The sequence below is a fragment of the Paenibacillus sp. JGP012 genome, assembly GCF_014203995.1.
In the GTDB taxonomy this organism is placed as follows: Bacteria; Bacillota; Bacilli; order Paenibacillales; family Paenibacillaceae; genus Paenibacillus; species Paenibacillus silvae.
In genome coordinates this window covers 117,583-134,650 of record NZ_JACHKG010000006.1, presented here as the reverse complement: position 1 = coordinate 134,650, position 17,068 = coordinate 117,583, and the positions used below count along the sequence as shown (strand labels likewise).

Genomic DNA, 17,068 nt, shown 5'->3' with positions numbered 1-17,068 from the left:
AACCCTTTAGGCCAAGTCAAGACTGCGATCTGGCCTGTTTATACGCTGAAGGGGATTCTCCTACATACTTCTTGAATTTACTGTGAAAATAGTCCACGTTCGCATATCCCACTCTTGCAGCGACCTGATGAACCTTTAACCCTTCGTCAAGCAGCGTCTTGGCTTTTTCGATGCGCACCTTGTCCAGAAAGGCGTTAAAATACTCGCCGGTATGGTTCTTGAACAATTTTCCCAAATAACTGCTGTTGTAATTAAACACCTCGGCCAGCACCTCCAGCTTCAGATTCTCACCGGGGTTACGCTGAATGAATTCAATCATCTGTTTCATCACCGTGTCCTTGCTGCCGCCGCCCATGCGCTGAATCAGACGGTTCAAATGTTCTGCCGACATCGCTATAAGATCAGCTATCGTCAACTGATGGTATACCTCGTTAATCAGCACCGAGTGTTCCTGCATAATGGACTGCATCTGCTGATTGGCAGCAGCAAGCTTGTTGAAGGCAAGTGAGAACACTTGTGAAAATGCCGTTTTGACTGCCTGCTCTGTCCAGTAATACGTAACCAGACGATCCTCCATCTCTCCCAGCACACGCATCACCGATTCGCTGCTGCGAATATCCAGCGCATAATACAGCTTGTCCGCCAGTTCTACCTCGTCAGGCTCCTGTAAACCATCTGCCTCCGCTGCCGAATGGTCTTCATGCTCACCCCGCGGAGAGATTCGGCCTTCTTCCCAGCGTTTGATCCGCTGCTCTGTGAACAGGAAACGTTCGGCAAGCAGGCTGCTCGCTTGTGTATAAGACCTCGCAATCTCCGTAGTAGACTGCACAGGCTTCCCGGCAGCCGCATACATCTTCACATCCCATTCGGCCAGCAAGGTCTGCAATTCATCGTAAAGGCTCTGTGATGTGGAATTCTGATCAACTACCTCCTGTGTTAACAGGCCCAGACCCGAATGGAAGGAAAACACGATGCCCCGCTGCTTCTGATCAAAGGCCTCCACCAGCTTGCGTTTCATTTCATTGCTCCGCTGCAGGTCCGGCGCTGCATGAATCTCCAGTAAAATGACTTGATACTCCGGCCAGTGCAGGCCAAGGCTATCCGTCTCAACGCTGCCTTCACCCTGAAGAGAGTCATACAGCAGCGCTTCAATCTGATGCTCCCTGTAGGCCGTATCTTCTCCCGCATAGCGAGCCAACGTCTCCCGTTCCTGGTCAAGCTGCACAGCAATACGCTCAAGCTCCGCAATGATCTCATCTTCATCCACCGGCTTCAGCAGATAACCGTCCACGCCAAAGCTGATTGCTTTTTTGGCATAGTCAAAGTCAGCGTAACCGCTCAGAATCAGAAAATGCGCATCCGGATGCTGCACACGGAGCTCCTCGATGACCTCCAGGCCCGTCATGCCTGGCATCCGTATATCAATAATGGTCAGGTCAGGCAACATCTCATTGAAACAGGCGATGGCCTCGCGCCCGCTTCCGGCAGTAGCCATGACCTGAAAGCTGTATTTTTCCCAATCGATAATCGTTGTCAGTCCCTCGCGAATGCTCGGTTCATCATCGACCAACAATACTTTATACATGCTGGTTCCCCCCTGCTGGCAAGGTGAAAGAAACCTCTGTTCCTTCCCCGTACACGCTGTTAATCTGTAACCCGGAGTTGTCCCCGTACGTCAAAGTCAAACGCTGATGCACATTGCGCATCCCGATCCGGCTTCTTTCCTCTTCCTCAGGGCCGCTGACAAACTGTATGACCTCTGCAAGCCGTTCCGGCGTGATCCCCGCTCCATCATCCTTCACTTTCACTCGAACCATACCGTCCTTCATACAGATGTGAATATGCACTTGTACCTGTCCTTCTTTGTTCTCCAGTCCATGCACAATGGCGTTCTCCACAATCGGCTGTATGATCAACGGCGGGATATACATCTTCTCCACCATAGGGTCCAGGTGAATCTCAAATGCCAGTCTGTCTCCATACCGGAATTTCTGAATCTCCAGATAGGAACGCACCATTTCCAGCTCCGCCCGGAACGTTGTTTTGCCGCTGCCAATCTCCAGACTCTTGCGCATCAGCTTGCCAAGCAGCCTGACGATATTCGCAATCTCCGCTTCTCCCTTGATATGAGCCTTCATCCGAATCGATTCCAGAGCATTAAATAAAAAATGGGGATTAATCTGGCTGGCCATCATTTTCAGTTTAATCTCTTTCTGCGCGATTTCCAATCGGTTGTTCTGCTCGGTCGTTTCGACCACCTGAGTCATCAGTTCGTTAATACTTTTCACCATATAATTAAACTGGCGCGACAATTGCCCGATCTCATCATTTCCGTCAATGCGAGAAGTAACGTTCAGATCCCCAAGGGCCAGCTTGTTCAGATGTTTACTGAGCCGAAGCAGTCGGTTCGAGGTCAGAAAAGAAATAATGTACACCAGCAGCAGCGCGATCACCAGCACAAGCGTAATAAAAATCATGCCGATCTGGCTGATCTGGTTTGCATCCTTGACGATGTTTTTGGTCGCAAATACCGAGATGACCTTCAGCTTGTTAAAGCTTGATCCCGGGCCCAGTTCATCAATCACAATATTCGAGGGTTCCCCCTGAAAATCAGCTTCAATGGTGCCCTTCGGTTGACTCTGAAGGTCTACGCCAAAATCAAGCTCGTCCAGCGTTTTACCGACCAGTTCGGTATTTTTGGCTGCCACAACGTATCCCTGATCATCCGTGATCAACGTCTCAAACTGCTCCTGACGCAGCAAACCGTTAAGCTCCTCCTGATTGATCACAATCATCAGCACACCTTCGGTTTTATACTCGGCAAAAGGAACCTTACGAACCAGACTAAGCCGGTGAACCGGATTGTCTTCGTTGCCAGGGATATAAAACCAGCCAATGCTCGTTGTTTTCAACGCCTCCTTGTACCAGTAACTCTCCTTGGTGCGCTCATTGACCGGGATAAATTCAAGATTGTTAATCAAGGTCGGATTCGTCGAGTAAAATCGAATGCCGGCAACTTCACGATACAACCGCCGATATTCCTGAAAATCCTTATAGGCGAGATATGCCGAGGTCAGCTCCACCACACTCTTGTACCGCCGATTCACGATCTCCTTGAGATCGGTATTAAACATAAGCATATTGGAGATATCAGTAGGCACACGCAGCATCGTGGCTGTCTGGCTTTTGATTTTGTCCACATTGATGATGGTCTGCCCAATCGCATTATCCAGTGCCTGCTGACGGAAGTAACTTGTGACCGCGAGACCGATAATGAGCACGGGTATCATGACAACAAGCACATAGGAAATAAGCAATTTATGCTTTAATTTGAGGTCGTTTGTAATTCGAATCAGCCGTTTTATCATATCTGCACCTTCCGTCATCTGTATAAGCGCTTACAACTCGGAATGATCAGCAGCAGGCCTGCCTGTGCGTACCTGCGCATCCATCATACCACATAACCGCCAACATTCGATCTGACATAAAAAAGGAGATACAGGATTGAGTTGTTAATGCAAAAAAGGCACTCCCGTGATTGGAAGTGCCTTTAAGCATTCTGTAATTGAACCGAACAGAACTATATGCGATTATACGTGTCTGTTAAGGACGAGGTGTGCTGACACCATTCAGAATCAGCTTCGGATGAATATCTGCGCTCAGAGATGCGGAAACGGCACAGTATTTCTCTTCAGCCATCTGAATGGCTTTCCAGATCCGGTAATCCGGGATGTCGCCGTCTACTTTAAAGATCAGATCAATGGATGTGAAGCCTTTGGGCATGTCTTCACTGCGAGTACCTTGCGCTTCGATTTCGATTGAGTCAATTTTGTCCAGAAAAGCATCCAGAATCATCGTAATATCAATCCCCATACAGCCGCTGAGTCCAGCCAGCAGCAGCTCCATCGGTGTTGCCCCCTGGCTATCTCCACCATAAGCTGCCGTAGCATCCATGCCTACAGCGTAGCCTGAAGGTCCTTCAGAGGTAAACGCGCGTTTGCCTTTCCATACCGTCGTTACATTCATGATGTTATCCTTCTTTCTCTATAGTGTTTACACACACACTCCGATGACAGAATTACCTTCCAATCACTGGGTGATTTTAAAATTCCGTAATCTGCCGCAGGAACTGGCGTGTGCGCTCTTGTGCGGGATGTTCGAAAAAGGTCTCCGGGCTCGCCGTCTCCACAATGGAGCCATCCGCCATAAAGACAATTTTGTTCGCCACATTGCGGGCAAATTTGAGCTCATGTGTCACGACCAGCATCGTCATACCATCCTGTGCCAGCTCTTTCATGACCGAGAGAACCTCTCCCACCAGCTCAGGGTCAAGGGCCGAGGTCGGCTCGTCAAACAGCATCACTTCCGGCTCCATTGCCAGTGCCCGTGCAATCGCTACACGCTGCTGCTGTCCGCCGGATAAACGGGAAGGATAAGCGTCCTGCTTATCCGACAGACCTACACGATCCAGCAGAAGCCGTCCACGTTCGGCGGCTTCGTCCCGTTTGATTTTTTTCACCGTCACAAGACCCTCCATCACATTGCCAAGCACCGTCTTGTGCGGATACAGGTTAAACTGCTGGAACACCATGCCGGTCTGGCGTCGTATCTCCAGTACCCGGGCACGCTGAACGCGCAGCGGATCTGCGCTGTTTACCACAATGCCGTTCACTTCAATCTGTCCGCCGGACAACTGTTCGAGTCCATTGAGACAGCGAAGCAGTGTGCTTTTGCCTGAGCCGCTCGGACCTAGCAGTACAACAATATCTTTGGCATCCACATGCATATCGATATTGGTCAGTACTTCATGATTTTGAAAACGTTTGGTCAGTCCTTTTGTTGTAATCATCGCTTCTCTCCCCCTCTAGTAAGCCCGGGCCAGCCGGCGCTCCACTTGCTCCAGAATGGCCGAGAAGCCGATGCTCATGATCCAGTAAATGACTCCGATCGCCAGATAAAATGGCATGTTCAGCGCATACTGGGATACCAGAAGCTGTGCGGAACGCAGCAGCTCCGTAACACCGATCGCCGCCACCAGCGATGTTTCCTTCAGCATGCCGATAAAGGTATTGCCCATCGGTGGAATGGCAATACGCACCGCCTGCGGGAAAATAATCCGTCTCATCGCCTGTGCTGGCGTCATGCCGGTTGCATATGCCGCTTCTGTCTGCCCTTTCGGCACAGCCTGAATCGCCCCGCGGAACGTCTCGGACAGAAACGCTCCGGCATTCAAACTAAGCCCCAGACAAGCGGCCGTAAGCGAACCGAGCGTTACACCATAGTCGACAAGCCCGTAATAAATAACGAATAATTGCACCAGCAGCGGGGTGCCCCGCATGATGGATACATAAAATCTGGCGATCAGCCTTAACCACATCGGCCCTTTGAGACGGGCAATGGCAATCAGCACCCCGATGATAAAGGCAAAAAACATGGAGATCACCGTAACATAAAGCGTATAATAAGCCCCCTTCAGAAAGAAGGGGATGTTCTCAAATACCAGTTCCATGGATCAAACTTCCCTTCGCCTTGCCGGTTCATTATTGCGCAGGCTCTTCACCAAACCATTTTTTGAAAATCGTATTGTACGTACCGTCATCCTTCATGCCTTTCAACGCATCGTTCAGTGCAGCTACAAGCTCAGGGTTGTCCTTACGCACTGCGATCCCTGCCTGGTCACTCTTGATGGCTTCGCCTACAGCTTTGATTTTGAATCCATTCGCATCAACGATAGGTTTCAAAGCATAAAGGTTGTTAATCGTTGCATCTATACGACCTGCATTCAGGTCTTTCAGGGATGAAATGACATCATCGTACGTTTTAATTGTAAAATCTCCGACTTTCGGCAGCACCTCATTGCGCAGGTATGTTTCATCGTTTGTGCCCAAGCCTACACCAATCGTTTTACCTTTGAAATCTTCGAGCTTTGTAATATCGTTGTTATCTTCTTTGACGATAATTTTGACCTGGTTCGTGATGTATGGATCACTGAAATCCAGCACTTTTTTACGATCATCGGTAATCGTCATTTGGCTGATAATGGCATCCAGCTTTTTCGCTTGCAGACTCGGTGTCAGACCCGAGAATTCCTGAGATACAAATTCCACCTTCACACCCAGACGTTTCGCCACTTCACGCGCGATATCGGCATCAAAGCCGTCCATTTCCTTCTTGTCATTCAGGAAGTTGTACGGACGATACGTGCCCATCATACCAACCTTGATCACACCTGCTGATTTAATCTGCTCCAGTTCGTTGCCGCCAGACTGGGCTGCATTGTTTGTATTGCCAGCATTCGTATTCCCATTATCCGCAGCCTTGCTGCCGCATGCGCTAAGTACAAGCACAACCATGAGCAGAATAGCGGTGAGGGACCACCCTTTGCGAATTTTCGATCCATATGTGTTATTCATGACGTTAACTTCCTCTCATTCATCTTATGTTCTCTTGGTGATTCCATTATTCCCTGTGACTGGCTTAATCATGTGAAGAAGTGTGATGTGTACCTTTTACCTGTTTGCGTGAAAAATAAAACCACTGACTTTGCTGACATCTATGTACCGAGCAGGCCGTAAAACTCAAAGCTTGCCGCCTCTGCCGCCAGAGCGGCAGCGTCCATCTCCGGGAATCGGCTGTGCAGCTCCGCCGAGCCGAATAACCAACGCGAGATCATACCTTCGATCATGCTTACAAGCAGTGCTGCTCGCAGCGGAACATTCATATCTGCCGGCAGCATGCCCAGTTCAATTGCACGCTCCATGTTGTGGCGAAACGCTGTTTCCACCGCATTGCGTGTTTCTTCAACCAGCTTCTTAACGGAGCTTTCGGTCACGATTCCCTTGAGCAGCAGCTCCATAAAGTACCGATTCTCCGCAGCAAAGGTGAACAGGTCAGTGAACAGCTTCTCCGACGCCTTCACCATATCCTCAACCGATCCGGCATCCTTGCGATACCCTTGTCCGATCGACTCAAGCAATTCCTCCTTGCCTGTTACCAATATCTCCGAGGCAATAGCTTCCTTGCTCTTGAAATGCCAGTAAAACGTTCCTTGAGCGACTCCGGCTTCACGAACGATATCGGAAATTTTCGTCTGATGATACCCTTGCGTTGCAAATCGCTCCATTGCTATGCGTATAATCTGGTCCCGACGCTCTTCTCCGGGCTCCAAACCGTTTATTTTCGTCATACCTGAATGCCTCCCGATTGATTAGTCAGTCAGTTAATGTATATCCTATGGGATAACTAGGCTTTTGTCAATATCGTTTTAAAAAGCGGGTTACACGCATAGAGTTGAAGTAGAGGACAAATCTGAGCATAATAGAGGATAGTCTTGTTCAAAAAGAACAGACATCGTCATAGCAGGACAGGCTTCAGGGGCTGTCACCTGCAATTCAAGGAGGAAGAACATTGGACTTTATATCATCCATTATTATGGGCATCATCGAAGGTTTGACTGAGTTTTTGCCCGTGTCCTCAACCGGACACATGATTCTGACAGCTCACCTGCTGGGTCTATCAGAGGACAACGAGTCAGTCAAAACGTTTGAGGTGGTTGTGCAGCTGGGTGCTGTGCTGGCTGTTGTTGTACTGTACTGGAACAAATTCATTGATATGTTTCGCTTCACAGGGGGCCAAAGGCCGTATTCCCGCCGCCTCAATCTGGGACATATCATTCTGGCGATGGTTCCTGCTGTCGTCATCGGACTTGTGCTGCGGGACTGGATCAAAGCGCACCTGTTTGGTCCGGAAACCGTACTGTACAGCCTTGTGATTGGTGGTATATTGATGATCGTCGCTGAACGCTGGAGCCGTAAAAGCTCACGCATCACAACCCATGATGTTGACGATATTACCTACAAGCAAGCATTTGCCGTAGGTGTGTTTCAAATTTTGGCGTTGTGGCCAGGCTTCTCCCGTTCCGGCTCCACGATCTCAGGCGGTCTGTTTGCCGGCATCAGCCGGGTAGCTGCGGCAGAGTTCACCTTCCTTGTGTCTGTGCCAATTATGATTGGTGCTACAGGATATGACCTGTACAAAAGCATCAATCATCTGAACAGCGATGATTTTGTCATCTTTGCCATCGGTTTTATTGCTGCGTTTATCGTGGCTATGCTGGCGATCAAGACGTTCCTCTCTATTTTGAAAAGATTGAGTCTGACGGTCTTCGCTATCTATCGCTTTGTACTGGCAGCGGTATTCTTTGTAATCCTGATGATGTAATTTGATATCAATCAGAACAGTGCTTTAACCAAAATGGCGGCCCTGCCTTCCTCACAGGAAGCAGGGCCGCCATTTTTATATGATGCCATATGTAGATTAAACTGATAGATCATGTCATGTTCAGGATGTTCGAGCCTTATTCCCATCGATCAGCCTGAACACTTCTTAGCTTTTTACGCTCCTTCAATCTGCCCATCCAGCGATATCTGTTCTGTTTCTGTTCGTGTAACAGTTGTTTGACACCAATCATTAGCAAACGGTATCTGCGTTCATCATTGTGGCTTAATTGATGCATTTCCTCCAAAATCTCTCTGCTCATGACGTTCTTGTTCACTCCAATATTCAGTTTGTTCTATAAGTATACAGAACGATACTGAACAAATTCTAAACAAGACGCTTATTCCGGTCGTGCAAACAATTGCAATGCCGTTTCCACAAACAAACGTGAAGCCGGGGAGGCCTCCGAAAAGGAAGGTACAGCAAGCTCAACGGGGCGATAGGCTTTGGGCTCCGTTGGCAGAGCTCTGACCCCGGGTGGAAGCCAGGATAACGAGATGGCAGGTAATATGGCTGTTCCCAGCCCCTGCTCAATCATGTTAAGACATGTATTGACGTTATGCACGATGAAGCCGATGCTCAGCTCCGCTTCTGCACGTGCAAACAGATCTACAATGGGCATTTCATAACCGCCGTTGCAGATAATCATTGACTGCCCGCTCAGCTTTTTCACATTCAGGATGTCCTGATCTGCAAACGTCTCATTCTCATGAAATACAGCAAGCATTTCTTCGTTATACAGCGGCATTGTTTCATAGTTTGGCTCTGCCGCCTCCTGCTCCGTTGCAATGATTAAAGCAACATCAATAACACGCGAACTCAGCCACTGCTGAATCTCCATAATGTTGCCTTCATGCAGCTCAAACTCGATCTGCGGGTAACGATCTCGAATCGATCGAATTATTTTGGGCAGCAGATGGGCCGAGGACATTGGAAAAGAACCAATGCGAATCGTTCCGATCTCCAGTCCCTTCTCAGCGGCAACAACCTGCTGCACCTTATCATACTGCTGTAAAATCCTGCGGAAAATGACCAGTATTCGCTGCCCCACGTCGGTCAGCACAATACCGTTACGCCGGTCCCGAATGATCAGCGATACGTCCAGCTCGTTCTCCAGAGCGGAGATAGCACGGCTGACCGCAGGCTGTGTCATATTCATCTCCTGGCCAGCTCGTGTGAAACTTCCCGTCTCGGCTATTTTAACAAACAACTGCAATTGTGAATTGTTCATAACAGTTTTGGTATGCTCCTTATAAATAACATGCATTTCAATTATTACGTTTGTTATTGTATCATGGAGAACACGGACGATCAACGACTGGCAGATACAGGGCCAAAGAAACATCCGAATCGGATAGATACAGGTTAAGAGCTGTGCCGCGCTTGTGGGGCAAACAGGCTTTTCCATATCACTTGAAGGAGAGATTATTTGTGACTTTATCACGTGCAAAAGCAGGGTGGATCTTGGCTTTTCTGGTTCTCATGTGGGGAATCAACTGGCCTCTGACCAAATATGCTTTAAACTATACACCGCCCCTCCTCTTTGCAGGCATGCGGCTGCTGATTGCCGGACTGGTCCTTGGCATTTATGCATTTCCGCGATACAACACACTTCAGTTTCGGAAAACATGGTACATTTATGCCATCTCTGCTGTTCTTAATATCATTTTTTTCTACGGCTTCCAGACGGTCGGTCTGACCGAAGTGCCAGCAGGACTGTTTTCTTCCATCGTATTTCTACAGCCTGTTCTGCTTGGCATTGGGGCGTGGCTGTGGCTGGGTGAGACAATGTATGCCATGAAAATCATCGGATTAGTGCTTGGCTTTACAGGTGTAGCAACGATCAGCATTGGTGGCATGACTGGCAAAGTATCCCCCGAAGGTGTCATGCTCGGTTTGTTCAGTGCCATCAGTTGGACTGCTGGCACCATCTATATGAAGAAAACTTCAGCCAAGGTGGACGGAATCTGGATGACAGCCATTCCGATTCTAATTGGCGGAGTGATTCTGACGTTAACGGGAACGGCAACAGAGAACTGGAACGCGATACAATGGGTATTGCCTTTTGTGCTGGATATGCTGTTCATCTCTGTATTTGTCATTGCTCTCGGGTGGCTTGCGTTCTTCAAACTTGTCAGTTCCGGGGAAGCCAGCAAGGTGGGCTCCTTCACCTTTCTGATTCCGTTAATTGCTCTGCTGTGCAGTGTGCTGTTTCTTGGAGAGTCGATCACCGTCAACCTGATTGCCGGACTGATCATGATTATTGCGAGTATTCTGCTTGTCAACCTCAAGTCCAAAGGAAGTAAAGTTGTTAAGCTATAACGGCAGTTAAGCAGTGTTAGTTTTACGGTGCCAGTTAAACATTTGAATTTTAAAACCCCTGCTCTGTCACAAGACAGGCAGGGGTTTTGGATATGCATAATGATTTTTTATACTTTGGACTCAAGTGTCTCCAGGTACTCTGAGATTTGAGCAGGCGTTTTGGCCCATTTGCTGTGCAGATGTGCCAGCTTTTTGCCGTTCTGGAACACGAGCAAACTTGGAATGCCGCGCACACCATTCTCGTCAGCAAACGGCTGGAATTGTTCCGCATCCAGTGCGTAGAAGGATTTATCCGTGTGTTGGTCAATCACATCACCGATAAAGCGGTCAAGGTTTTTGCAGTCCGGGCACCAGGTTGTATCAAATTTAATGACAGTCAAACCGTCGGAGTTGATCAGATCACGATATTGCTGTTCGCTTTGTATTCTTTCCATTAGGGTTCTCTCCTTAGGGTAAATTTTATTTGTTTATGCTCACTCAAGCTGCTTTCCGACTCTATTGTACCTCGATTAGTTACATTTGAAAATAGGTCTCCGTTCTTCAGCGGTGCTGCGTGTACCGATTGGCAGGGTGGTGCTCACGAATCATCTGGATCTCTGCTGCGGTAAGTGGCGCTGAAGACGACGACGCAATGTTGTGCAGCAGCTGCTCTCTGGAGCTGGCACCCGGAACAACAGCTGCCACAGCCGGATGCGAGAGCGCATAACGGATGGCTGTCTGTGCCATGCTTCGGTTATCTGTGACCAGTCCAACGAGCCCTTGGCGAATATGCTGCAGCTGCTCTGGCGTATAGTCCAGGTAACCCTTGTCCACCTTCGTCGCTCCCGAGTCAGCCAGTACACCACTGGCTACCGGGCCACGAGCGATGACACTGATTTGATTTTGCTCAAGTAAAGGTAATACTTCCTCTTCTGCTCTGCGATCCACCACGCTGTACTGATTCATCACACTCACAATCGATGATTTGCCTACATATTCACGAATAACATTCGGACGGATGGAAGAGATACCGTAATATCGGATAAGCCCCTCCTGCTTCAATTCCTCAAATGCTTCAATCGTCTCATCAATCTCATCGTCCAGCGTGCCTCCATGCAGCTGATACAGATCAATATAATCGGTTTGCAGTCGCTTTAGACTTTCGTGAACAGCCTGCTTGATATAAGCTTTGGATGGGTCCCATGACCAGCCTTCCTTGCCAGGAATACGGCGATTGCCTACCTTCGTAGCCAGAATCACCTGATCGCGCCGGCCTTTAATCGCTTGTCCCACAATTTCCTCATTGCGGCCTGCATCATATAAATCCGCTGTATCCAGCAGATTGACCCCACGATCCAGCGCTTCATGAATCAGCTCTACCGCCGGTTTCACTTCCGTTCCAAGCGACATACAGCCTAGCCCGATCTCACCCACCATCAAGTCAGATGTGCCCAAGCGATTTTGTTTCATGGATGTGCTCTCTTTTTCCATAAGCGTCTCTCCTCTCCATACGTTCTGCAAGTATTCATTGTATCATTCTTCCTGGCAAAAATCGCATATAAGCACAGTATGCCACAGCATATAAAGAAAAACCCGAAACAAGTTGTCCCGGGTTCTGCTTCTGTTTGCTCATTATTTTTTGTCCCTGCCTCACTCTCTCCACTCCCGGTGCTGGTTGTTAACCTCCACACGAGGTCTGGCACTGCGGGCCGAGGATGACCCATTCTTTTTCACCATATTGGATACGGTACTGATTACTTTATCCCGGGCCTGTTTATTTCTCATCAGATACGTTACGCCAGCTCCAATCGCCGTCATAAGCAATTTACGTTTTGACATGCTGCTCTCCTCCTTAACCATTCGGATTCATGTACATCGTGTCTTGTTTGAGTTTTACCCGCTCTGCAGCAAACGAAACGAAAAATCAGGCTGCCTTTGAAAATAAAATCTTCCCTTTTCTGAATAGCATCATGCTCAGGTGCATCTATATAAGTTGAACTAAAGATTTTACACAATCCACTCCGATGACAGAACAACCTTCCAATCGCTGTTATCCCCAGATTTTTTGGATTCCCTTTTCCAAAGGGAAAAATCCGGTGATAAAGGCGAAGCTTATGCTTCCGATGTAGCTTTCTTGCAGAAAGCTTTTAGCTCCGCTTTTTCAGGTTTTTTCTGTCCTCTCCGTTCACGTGTAAATAAACCCTTCAACTTATATAGAGTCAAAAAAGATGATTACCCAATAACTTCGGTAATCATCTTCTGGAAATGCGTTTTTTTATTATGTTCAAAAGTAACACGTTGTATTGCTTCATGAAGATCATGCCTTGAACGAGTCATAAGGATCGATGCTCTCCCTTAATCTGACGGCGTGGCTACATGCTTCATCTCATCATGCTGATAGGTGGAGCCATCGGCCGTCAGGTAAAAATGACCTGTCGGGTGCAGCTCTTCGTTCAACTCGTAGACCAGCGGAATGCCTGTCGGGATGTTGAGCGCCATCACGTCTGCTTCGGACAATTGGTCCAGATGCATGACAAGTGAACGGAGCGTATTGCCATGCGCGGAGATCAGCACCCTTTTTCCCGAAGATACCATCGGTTTGATCTCTGCATTCCAATATTCCAGCACTCGCTTGGACGTATCCATCAGGTTCTCTGTTCGCGGAATGGTGCAGCCCAGGCGCTTGTACTTGTCCAGATCCCGGACATATCGCTCGTCGCTTTCTTCCAAAGCCGGTGGTGATACGTGAATGGAACGTCTCCATTCGTGAACCTGCTCTTCCCCGTATTTCGTTGCTGTCTCCTGTTTGTTAAGCCCCTGCAGTGCTCCATAGTGACGCTCATTCAGCTTCCACGTCTTCGTAATCGGAATCCACATCAGGTCCATCTCATCCAGAGCAATATCCAGGGTCCGAATCGAACGTTTCAAAACCGAAGCGTAGGCGCAGTCAAAATCAAACCCCTGCTGCTTCAGAATTTTGCCCGCCTTGCGTGCTTCTCCATATCCATCCTCGGTCAGATCCACGTCCGTCCAACCGGTAAAGCGATTTTCCACGTTCCACATGCTCTGTCCATGACGAATCAACACGATTCTGTACATCACGTGAATCCCCTTTCCTGTGCAGCTCTTTCGAAACATAACTCATCACTTTAACTATTCATAACTTGAAATGAAATTAATAATACGGTGCCATCATCAGATATACAACAACACCTGTGGAGCTTACATACAGCCAGATCGGCATGGTCCAGCGTGCGATTTTGCGATGCTTCTGCAGTTGGTTGGTCCAGCCCCATACCAGCGTAAACAGCGCCAATGGTACGATCAGCGCAGCCAGAATGCTGTGTGTGATCAAAATGAAGAAGTAGATGCTGCGAACGATGCCTTCGCCGCCAAACTTGGACGTTTCCGGGGACAGATAGTGGAAGGTCAGATACGTCACCAGAAACAGCAGCGTAGTTGTAAAGGCTGCCAGAATAAAACGTTTGTGCAGCTTGACGTTACGCTTGATAATCGCGATCAGCGCAGCCAGCAAAAAGATAAAGGTGAAGCTGTTAAATACGGCATTAAAGCGCGGAAGCACGGTAATATCAAAGGTGAGCTCGCCTTTGTAACCGATGGATGGGGCGAAAAACAATAACAGGATAATAACGTTAGCAAGAATGGAGATGGTAATAATGATACCTGCAAAATTTTTATTACTGGTCGGGGCCGTCTGATTGGATGGCACGTTCAGATCCCCTCTTTCCTTTTTAGCCAATGCAAAATCCTCCTCATATCCTAACTTTCTGTGTTCTATATCATTATATCGCGGCGATTCGGGGCTGTTAAGTGACAACACTCTGAACAAAAAAAGGCTGTCTTTACGTAGAAATGCCCGTTTAAGGGGATTTTCATCCCCATTCGTCCAAGCACTATTTTACCCAAGGCTCCAAATGTGTTATAATTAATGCACTTAATCACATACGCATGGATACGGAGGAGCCTGTCACCAAGGGCCCCTCTTTGTCTTTTATAGGCATGGGACGGTAAAGGGTTATCGTTGTTCTGTGCCTTTTTGTTTTGTTAAAGGGCTGGATGGGGTTATTTTAACTTGGAAGGGTTATTCTAAGTATGCTGCGAGCAGAGAGGAGAAACCATCTGTGGAATTTATATTTGTTCTTGCCCTTATCCTGATCTTTACCAAACTTGCGGGTGATCTGTCGGTCCGACTAGGTCAGCCGTCGGTGCTGGGAAAACTTATTGTAGGTGTTGTGCTCGGACCCGCCCTGCTTGGCTGGGTTGATAAAACTGATTTTGTTCATTACATGGCCGAAATCGGGGTACTGCTGCTGATGTTTATCGCAGGTCTGGAAACCGATCTGGACCAATTGAAGAAAAACTGGAAGGCTGCTTTCGCTGTGGCGGTAGGCGGGGTTATTTTACCTTTTATCGGAGGATACGGATCAGCTATTGCTTTCGGCATGTCGCAGACTCATGCACTGTTCTTCGGGTTGTTGTTCTGTGCTACCTCAGTCAGTATCTCCGTGCAAACGTTGAAGGATATGGATCAGCTCGGCTCGCGTGAAGGCACGACCATTCTGGGGGCGGCGGTTGTCGATGATGTGCTCGTTGTTGTGCTGCTTGCGGTTATGATGAGTCTGCTCGGAACGGGCGGCGGCGATGTTTCCATCGGCCTGCTCATTGGCAAAAAGCTGTTATTCTTCGTGATCATCATTGCAGCCAGCTGGCTCGTTGTTCCGCGTATTATGAAATGGATGGCCCCGTTGCGGGTAACGGAAACGGTCATTACCGCGGGTTTGATTATCTGTTTTGGCTTCTCTTACTTCGCCGAGTGGATGGGTGTTGCAGGCATTATCGGTGCATTTGCAGCAGGCATTGCTATTTCTCAAACCGGATTTAAACATGAAGTCGAGCAAAAAGTAGAGCCGATTGCTTACAGTATTTTTGTTCCTGTATTCTTTGTCAGCATCGGACTTAACGTGACCTTCGAGGGTGTGGGCTCTCAAATTTGGCTGATCGTTGTTATTAGCATCGTGGCGATTATAACCAAGCTGCTTGGCGGTGGTGCCGGTGCGCGTTTGACCGGGTTTGACCGCACCTCTTCCCTAGCGATCGGGGCGGGCATGATCTCCAGGGGCGAAGTTGCCCTGATTATCGCCTCCACTGGCCTTGCATCAGGCTTGCTTGATGCTGAATATTTTACCAGCGTTGTAATCATGGTCATTATCACCACACTGGTCACCCCACCCCTGCTCAAAATCACGTTTGCCCGCAAAAAGGGAGAACAACGTATTGAACGTGGAATTGAAGAATCTCATCTGAACGGATGAGGCAGGCTTGATGTGTGGGTGCGTAGATGTGGTTGTGTGGATGTTTGTTAGCAGGCCCGGAAATACGGTTATCGTGAGCACGAGAGGATGAGGATCGTAATTACAGCTTTGGTGTGAATCGTTCACGCGTAATACGATGATTACAAAATAATTGATGTTGCCTCCTCTCGGTGTGCACTGGGAGTAGCATCTGCACATGGTGTAAGTTATAATCGTTATGAAGAGAACTGTGTAAAACTAGATAATGAAATAAGATTGTCGGTCGTGAAGCACACGCCGCTTTGTCCTTTCTTCTCTCCTTCCATTGTGAAGGCTTGGAAAATGGCAGAGCGGCTTTTTTGTTTTTTTACACTACTACACTATTGTGATTAAGGAGGAAACATGTCTTGAGTACAATGAGTCTTGATTTTAACGAAGCATACGAAGAGTGGATGAACGCACTACTGGAACAGGAAACCAATCCACGTGTGCGTTCCCGAATTGAACAAGGGCTTGAGCATGCGACAATGGAGTTTCTGCGTTCGATATGGTTTCCGGTGATGAAAAATTTCAATCATTTGCACCCGGAATGGGAGGTGCGGGATTTTCACAATGGTTACCGTTATTTGGACCTGGCGTATTTACCGGGCAACGGTGTAAAAGGTGGCATCGAAATCCAAGGTTACGGACCGCATGCCCGTGATCTGGATGTTAGACGTTTCAAGGACCTGTGCTGGCGCCATTGTCTGCTGACGCTGGATGACTGGATTTTCCTGCCCATTGCCTATCTCTCCATCAAAGATGAACCGAAACAATGTCAGCAGTTGGTGCTGGCTTTTATGGGCAAATTTATGGCCGCAGATGTGCCCGCATCCCTGAATTGGTTGGATGCAGAGGCTGTCCGATATGCAAGACGTATCGTCCGCCCTTTTGCACCTTCGGAGCTCGCAGCACATCTGCGAATCTCGGATACTCACGCCCGAAAGGTCCTTCGCAGTTTGCTGGACCAGCACATCATATATGTTGCAAGCGGCACCCAGCGATATCGGACGTATGCATTGCGAATGTGAGCTGGCAGATACGCTTGAGGTGACACTGTTGATGGTGGGATGAATCGGTCTCGTGGGACTAGGGATGATGGTTGTGAGTTATTAGAGACGTAGGGGGGAGTGCTTGCT

General features: G+C 48.4%; 18 protein-coding genes. 4 read left to right on the top strand and 14 right to left on the bottom strand.

From position 1 onward, the window contains the following. Positions 1-16: 16 nt before the first annotated feature. The 7 genes from HNR77_RS10445 to HNR77_RS10415 all read right to left on the bottom strand — a co-directional run bounded on the left by HNR77_RS10445 (position 17) and on the right by HNR77_RS10415 (position 7,186). Positions 17-1,585, bottom strand: coding sequence for a response regulator transcription factor (locus tag HNR77_RS10445; RefSeq protein WP_184183389.1), 1,569 nt, complete (start codon positions 1,583-1,585; stop codon positions 17-19). Then, positions 1,578-3,368, bottom strand: a complete 1,791-nt coding sequence (locus HNR77_RS10440) for a sensor histidine kinase (protein ID WP_184183387.1) — start codon at positions 3,366-3,368, stop codon at positions 1,578-1,580. The genes HNR77_RS10445 and HNR77_RS10440 overlap by 8 nt, the downstream gene beginning before the upstream one ends. Positions 3,369-3,603: 235 nt before the next feature. Continuing rightward, positions 3,604-4,026, bottom strand: coding sequence for an OsmC family protein (locus tag HNR77_RS10435; RefSeq protein WP_184183384.1), 423 nt, complete (start codon positions 4,024-4,026; stop codon positions 3,604-3,606). Positions 4,027-4,102: 76 nt separating this feature from the next. Further along, on the bottom strand, positions 4,103-4,849 hold the full coding sequence (locus HNR77_RS10430; RefSeq protein ID WP_184183381.1) for an amino acid ABC transporter ATP-binding protein: 747 nt from the start codon (positions 4,847-4,849) through the stop codon (positions 4,103-4,105). Between the two features lie 15 nt (positions 4,850-4,864). Then, positions 4,865-5,509, bottom strand: coding sequence for an amino acid ABC transporter permease (locus tag HNR77_RS10425; RefSeq protein ID WP_184183378.1), 645 nt, complete (start codon positions 5,507-5,509; stop codon positions 4,865-4,867). A 31-nt stretch (positions 5,510-5,540) separates the two neighbouring features. Next, positions 5,541-6,413 carry a substrate-binding periplasmic protein gene (locus HNR77_RS10420; protein ID WP_145405986.1) on the bottom strand — a complete coding sequence of 291 codons (873 nt, stop codon included), beginning with the start codon at positions 6,411-6,413 and terminating at the stop codon, positions 5,541-5,543. 140 nt (positions 6,414-6,553) lie between these two features. Then, positions 6,554-7,186 (bottom strand): TetR/AcrR family transcriptional regulator, encoded by a 633-nt coding sequence (locus tag HNR77_RS10415; RefSeq protein WP_184183375.1) that lies wholly within the window; start codon positions 7,184-7,186, stop codon positions 6,554-6,556. 221 nt (positions 7,187-7,407) lie between these two features. Between HNR77_RS10415 and bacA the strand changes: the two genes are divergently transcribed. Continuing rightward, positions 7,408-8,220, top strand: a complete 813-nt coding sequence (gene bacA / locus HNR77_RS10410) for an undecaprenyl-diphosphate phosphatase (RefSeq protein WP_184183371.1) — start codon at positions 7,408-7,410, stop codon at positions 8,218-8,220. A gap of 136 nt (positions 8,221-8,356) precedes the next feature. Here bacA and HNR77_RS10405 read toward each other — a convergent pair whose 3' ends face one another. Both HNR77_RS10405 and HNR77_RS10400 read right to left on the bottom strand, forming a co-directional pair. Then, positions 8,357-8,539 (bottom strand): hypothetical protein, encoded by a 183-nt coding sequence (locus HNR77_RS10405; RefSeq protein WP_184183368.1) that lies wholly within the window; start codon positions 8,537-8,539, stop codon positions 8,357-8,359. 78 nt (positions 8,540-8,617) lie between these two features. Further along, a complete protein-coding gene (locus HNR77_RS10400) occupies positions 8,618-9,508 on the bottom strand; it encodes a LysR family transcriptional regulator (RefSeq protein WP_184183365.1) in 891 nt (296 codons plus the stop codon). Positions 9,509-9,708: 200 nt separating this feature from the next. Between HNR77_RS10400 and HNR77_RS10395 the strand changes: the two genes are divergently transcribed. Then, entirely contained in the window at positions 9,709-10,599 is an 891-nt protein-coding gene (locus tag HNR77_RS10395) for a DMT family transporter (RefSeq protein WP_311768602.1), read from the top strand. A gap of 107 nt (positions 10,600-10,706) precedes the next feature. On the opposite strand, the gene HNR77_RS10390 is transcribed toward HNR77_RS10395, so the two are convergent. The 5 genes from HNR77_RS10390 to HNR77_RS10370 form a co-directional block, all read right to left on the bottom strand. After that, positions 10,707-11,033 carry a thioredoxin family protein gene (locus HNR77_RS10390; RefSeq protein ID WP_110899450.1) on the bottom strand — a complete coding sequence of 109 codons (327 nt, stop codon included), beginning with the start codon at positions 11,031-11,033 and terminating at the stop codon, positions 10,707-10,709. 106 nt (positions 11,034-11,139) lie between these two features. Further along, complete coding sequence (locus tag HNR77_RS10385) at positions 11,140-12,048, bottom strand: aldo/keto reductase (protein WP_184183616.1); 909 nt, start codon at positions 12,046-12,048, stop codon at positions 11,140-11,142. A gap of 180 nt (positions 12,049-12,228) precedes the next feature. Beyond that, positions 12,229-12,417, bottom strand: a complete 189-nt coding sequence (locus tag HNR77_RS10380) for a hypothetical protein (RefSeq protein ID WP_111273603.1) — start codon at positions 12,415-12,417, stop codon at positions 12,229-12,231. 516 nt (positions 12,418-12,933) lie between these two features. Continuing rightward, positions 12,934-13,677, bottom strand: a complete 744-nt coding sequence (gene gpmA, locus HNR77_RS10375; RefSeq protein WP_184183363.1) for a 2,3-diphosphoglycerate-dependent phosphoglycerate mutase — start codon at positions 13,675-13,677, stop codon at positions 12,934-12,936. 76 nt (positions 13,678-13,753) lie between these two features. Continuing rightward, entirely contained in the window at positions 13,754-14,314 is a 561-nt protein-coding gene (locus tag HNR77_RS10370) for a DUF420 domain-containing protein (protein ID WP_397366551.1), read from the bottom strand. A gap of 406 nt (positions 14,315-14,720) precedes the next feature. Here HNR77_RS10370 and HNR77_RS10365 point away from each other — a divergent pair, with 406 nt between their 5' ends. Then, on the top strand, positions 14,721-15,911 hold the full coding sequence (locus tag HNR77_RS10365) for a cation:proton antiporter (RefSeq protein ID WP_184183357.1): 1,191 nt from the start codon (positions 14,721-14,723) through the stop codon (positions 15,909-15,911). Positions 15,912-16,306: 395 nt separating this feature from the next. Then, positions 16,307-16,960 (top strand): transcriptional regulator, encoded by a 654-nt coding sequence (locus HNR77_RS10360; protein WP_184183613.1) that lies wholly within the window; start codon positions 16,307-16,309, stop codon positions 16,958-16,960. Positions 16,961-17,068: the final 108 nt, after the last annotated feature.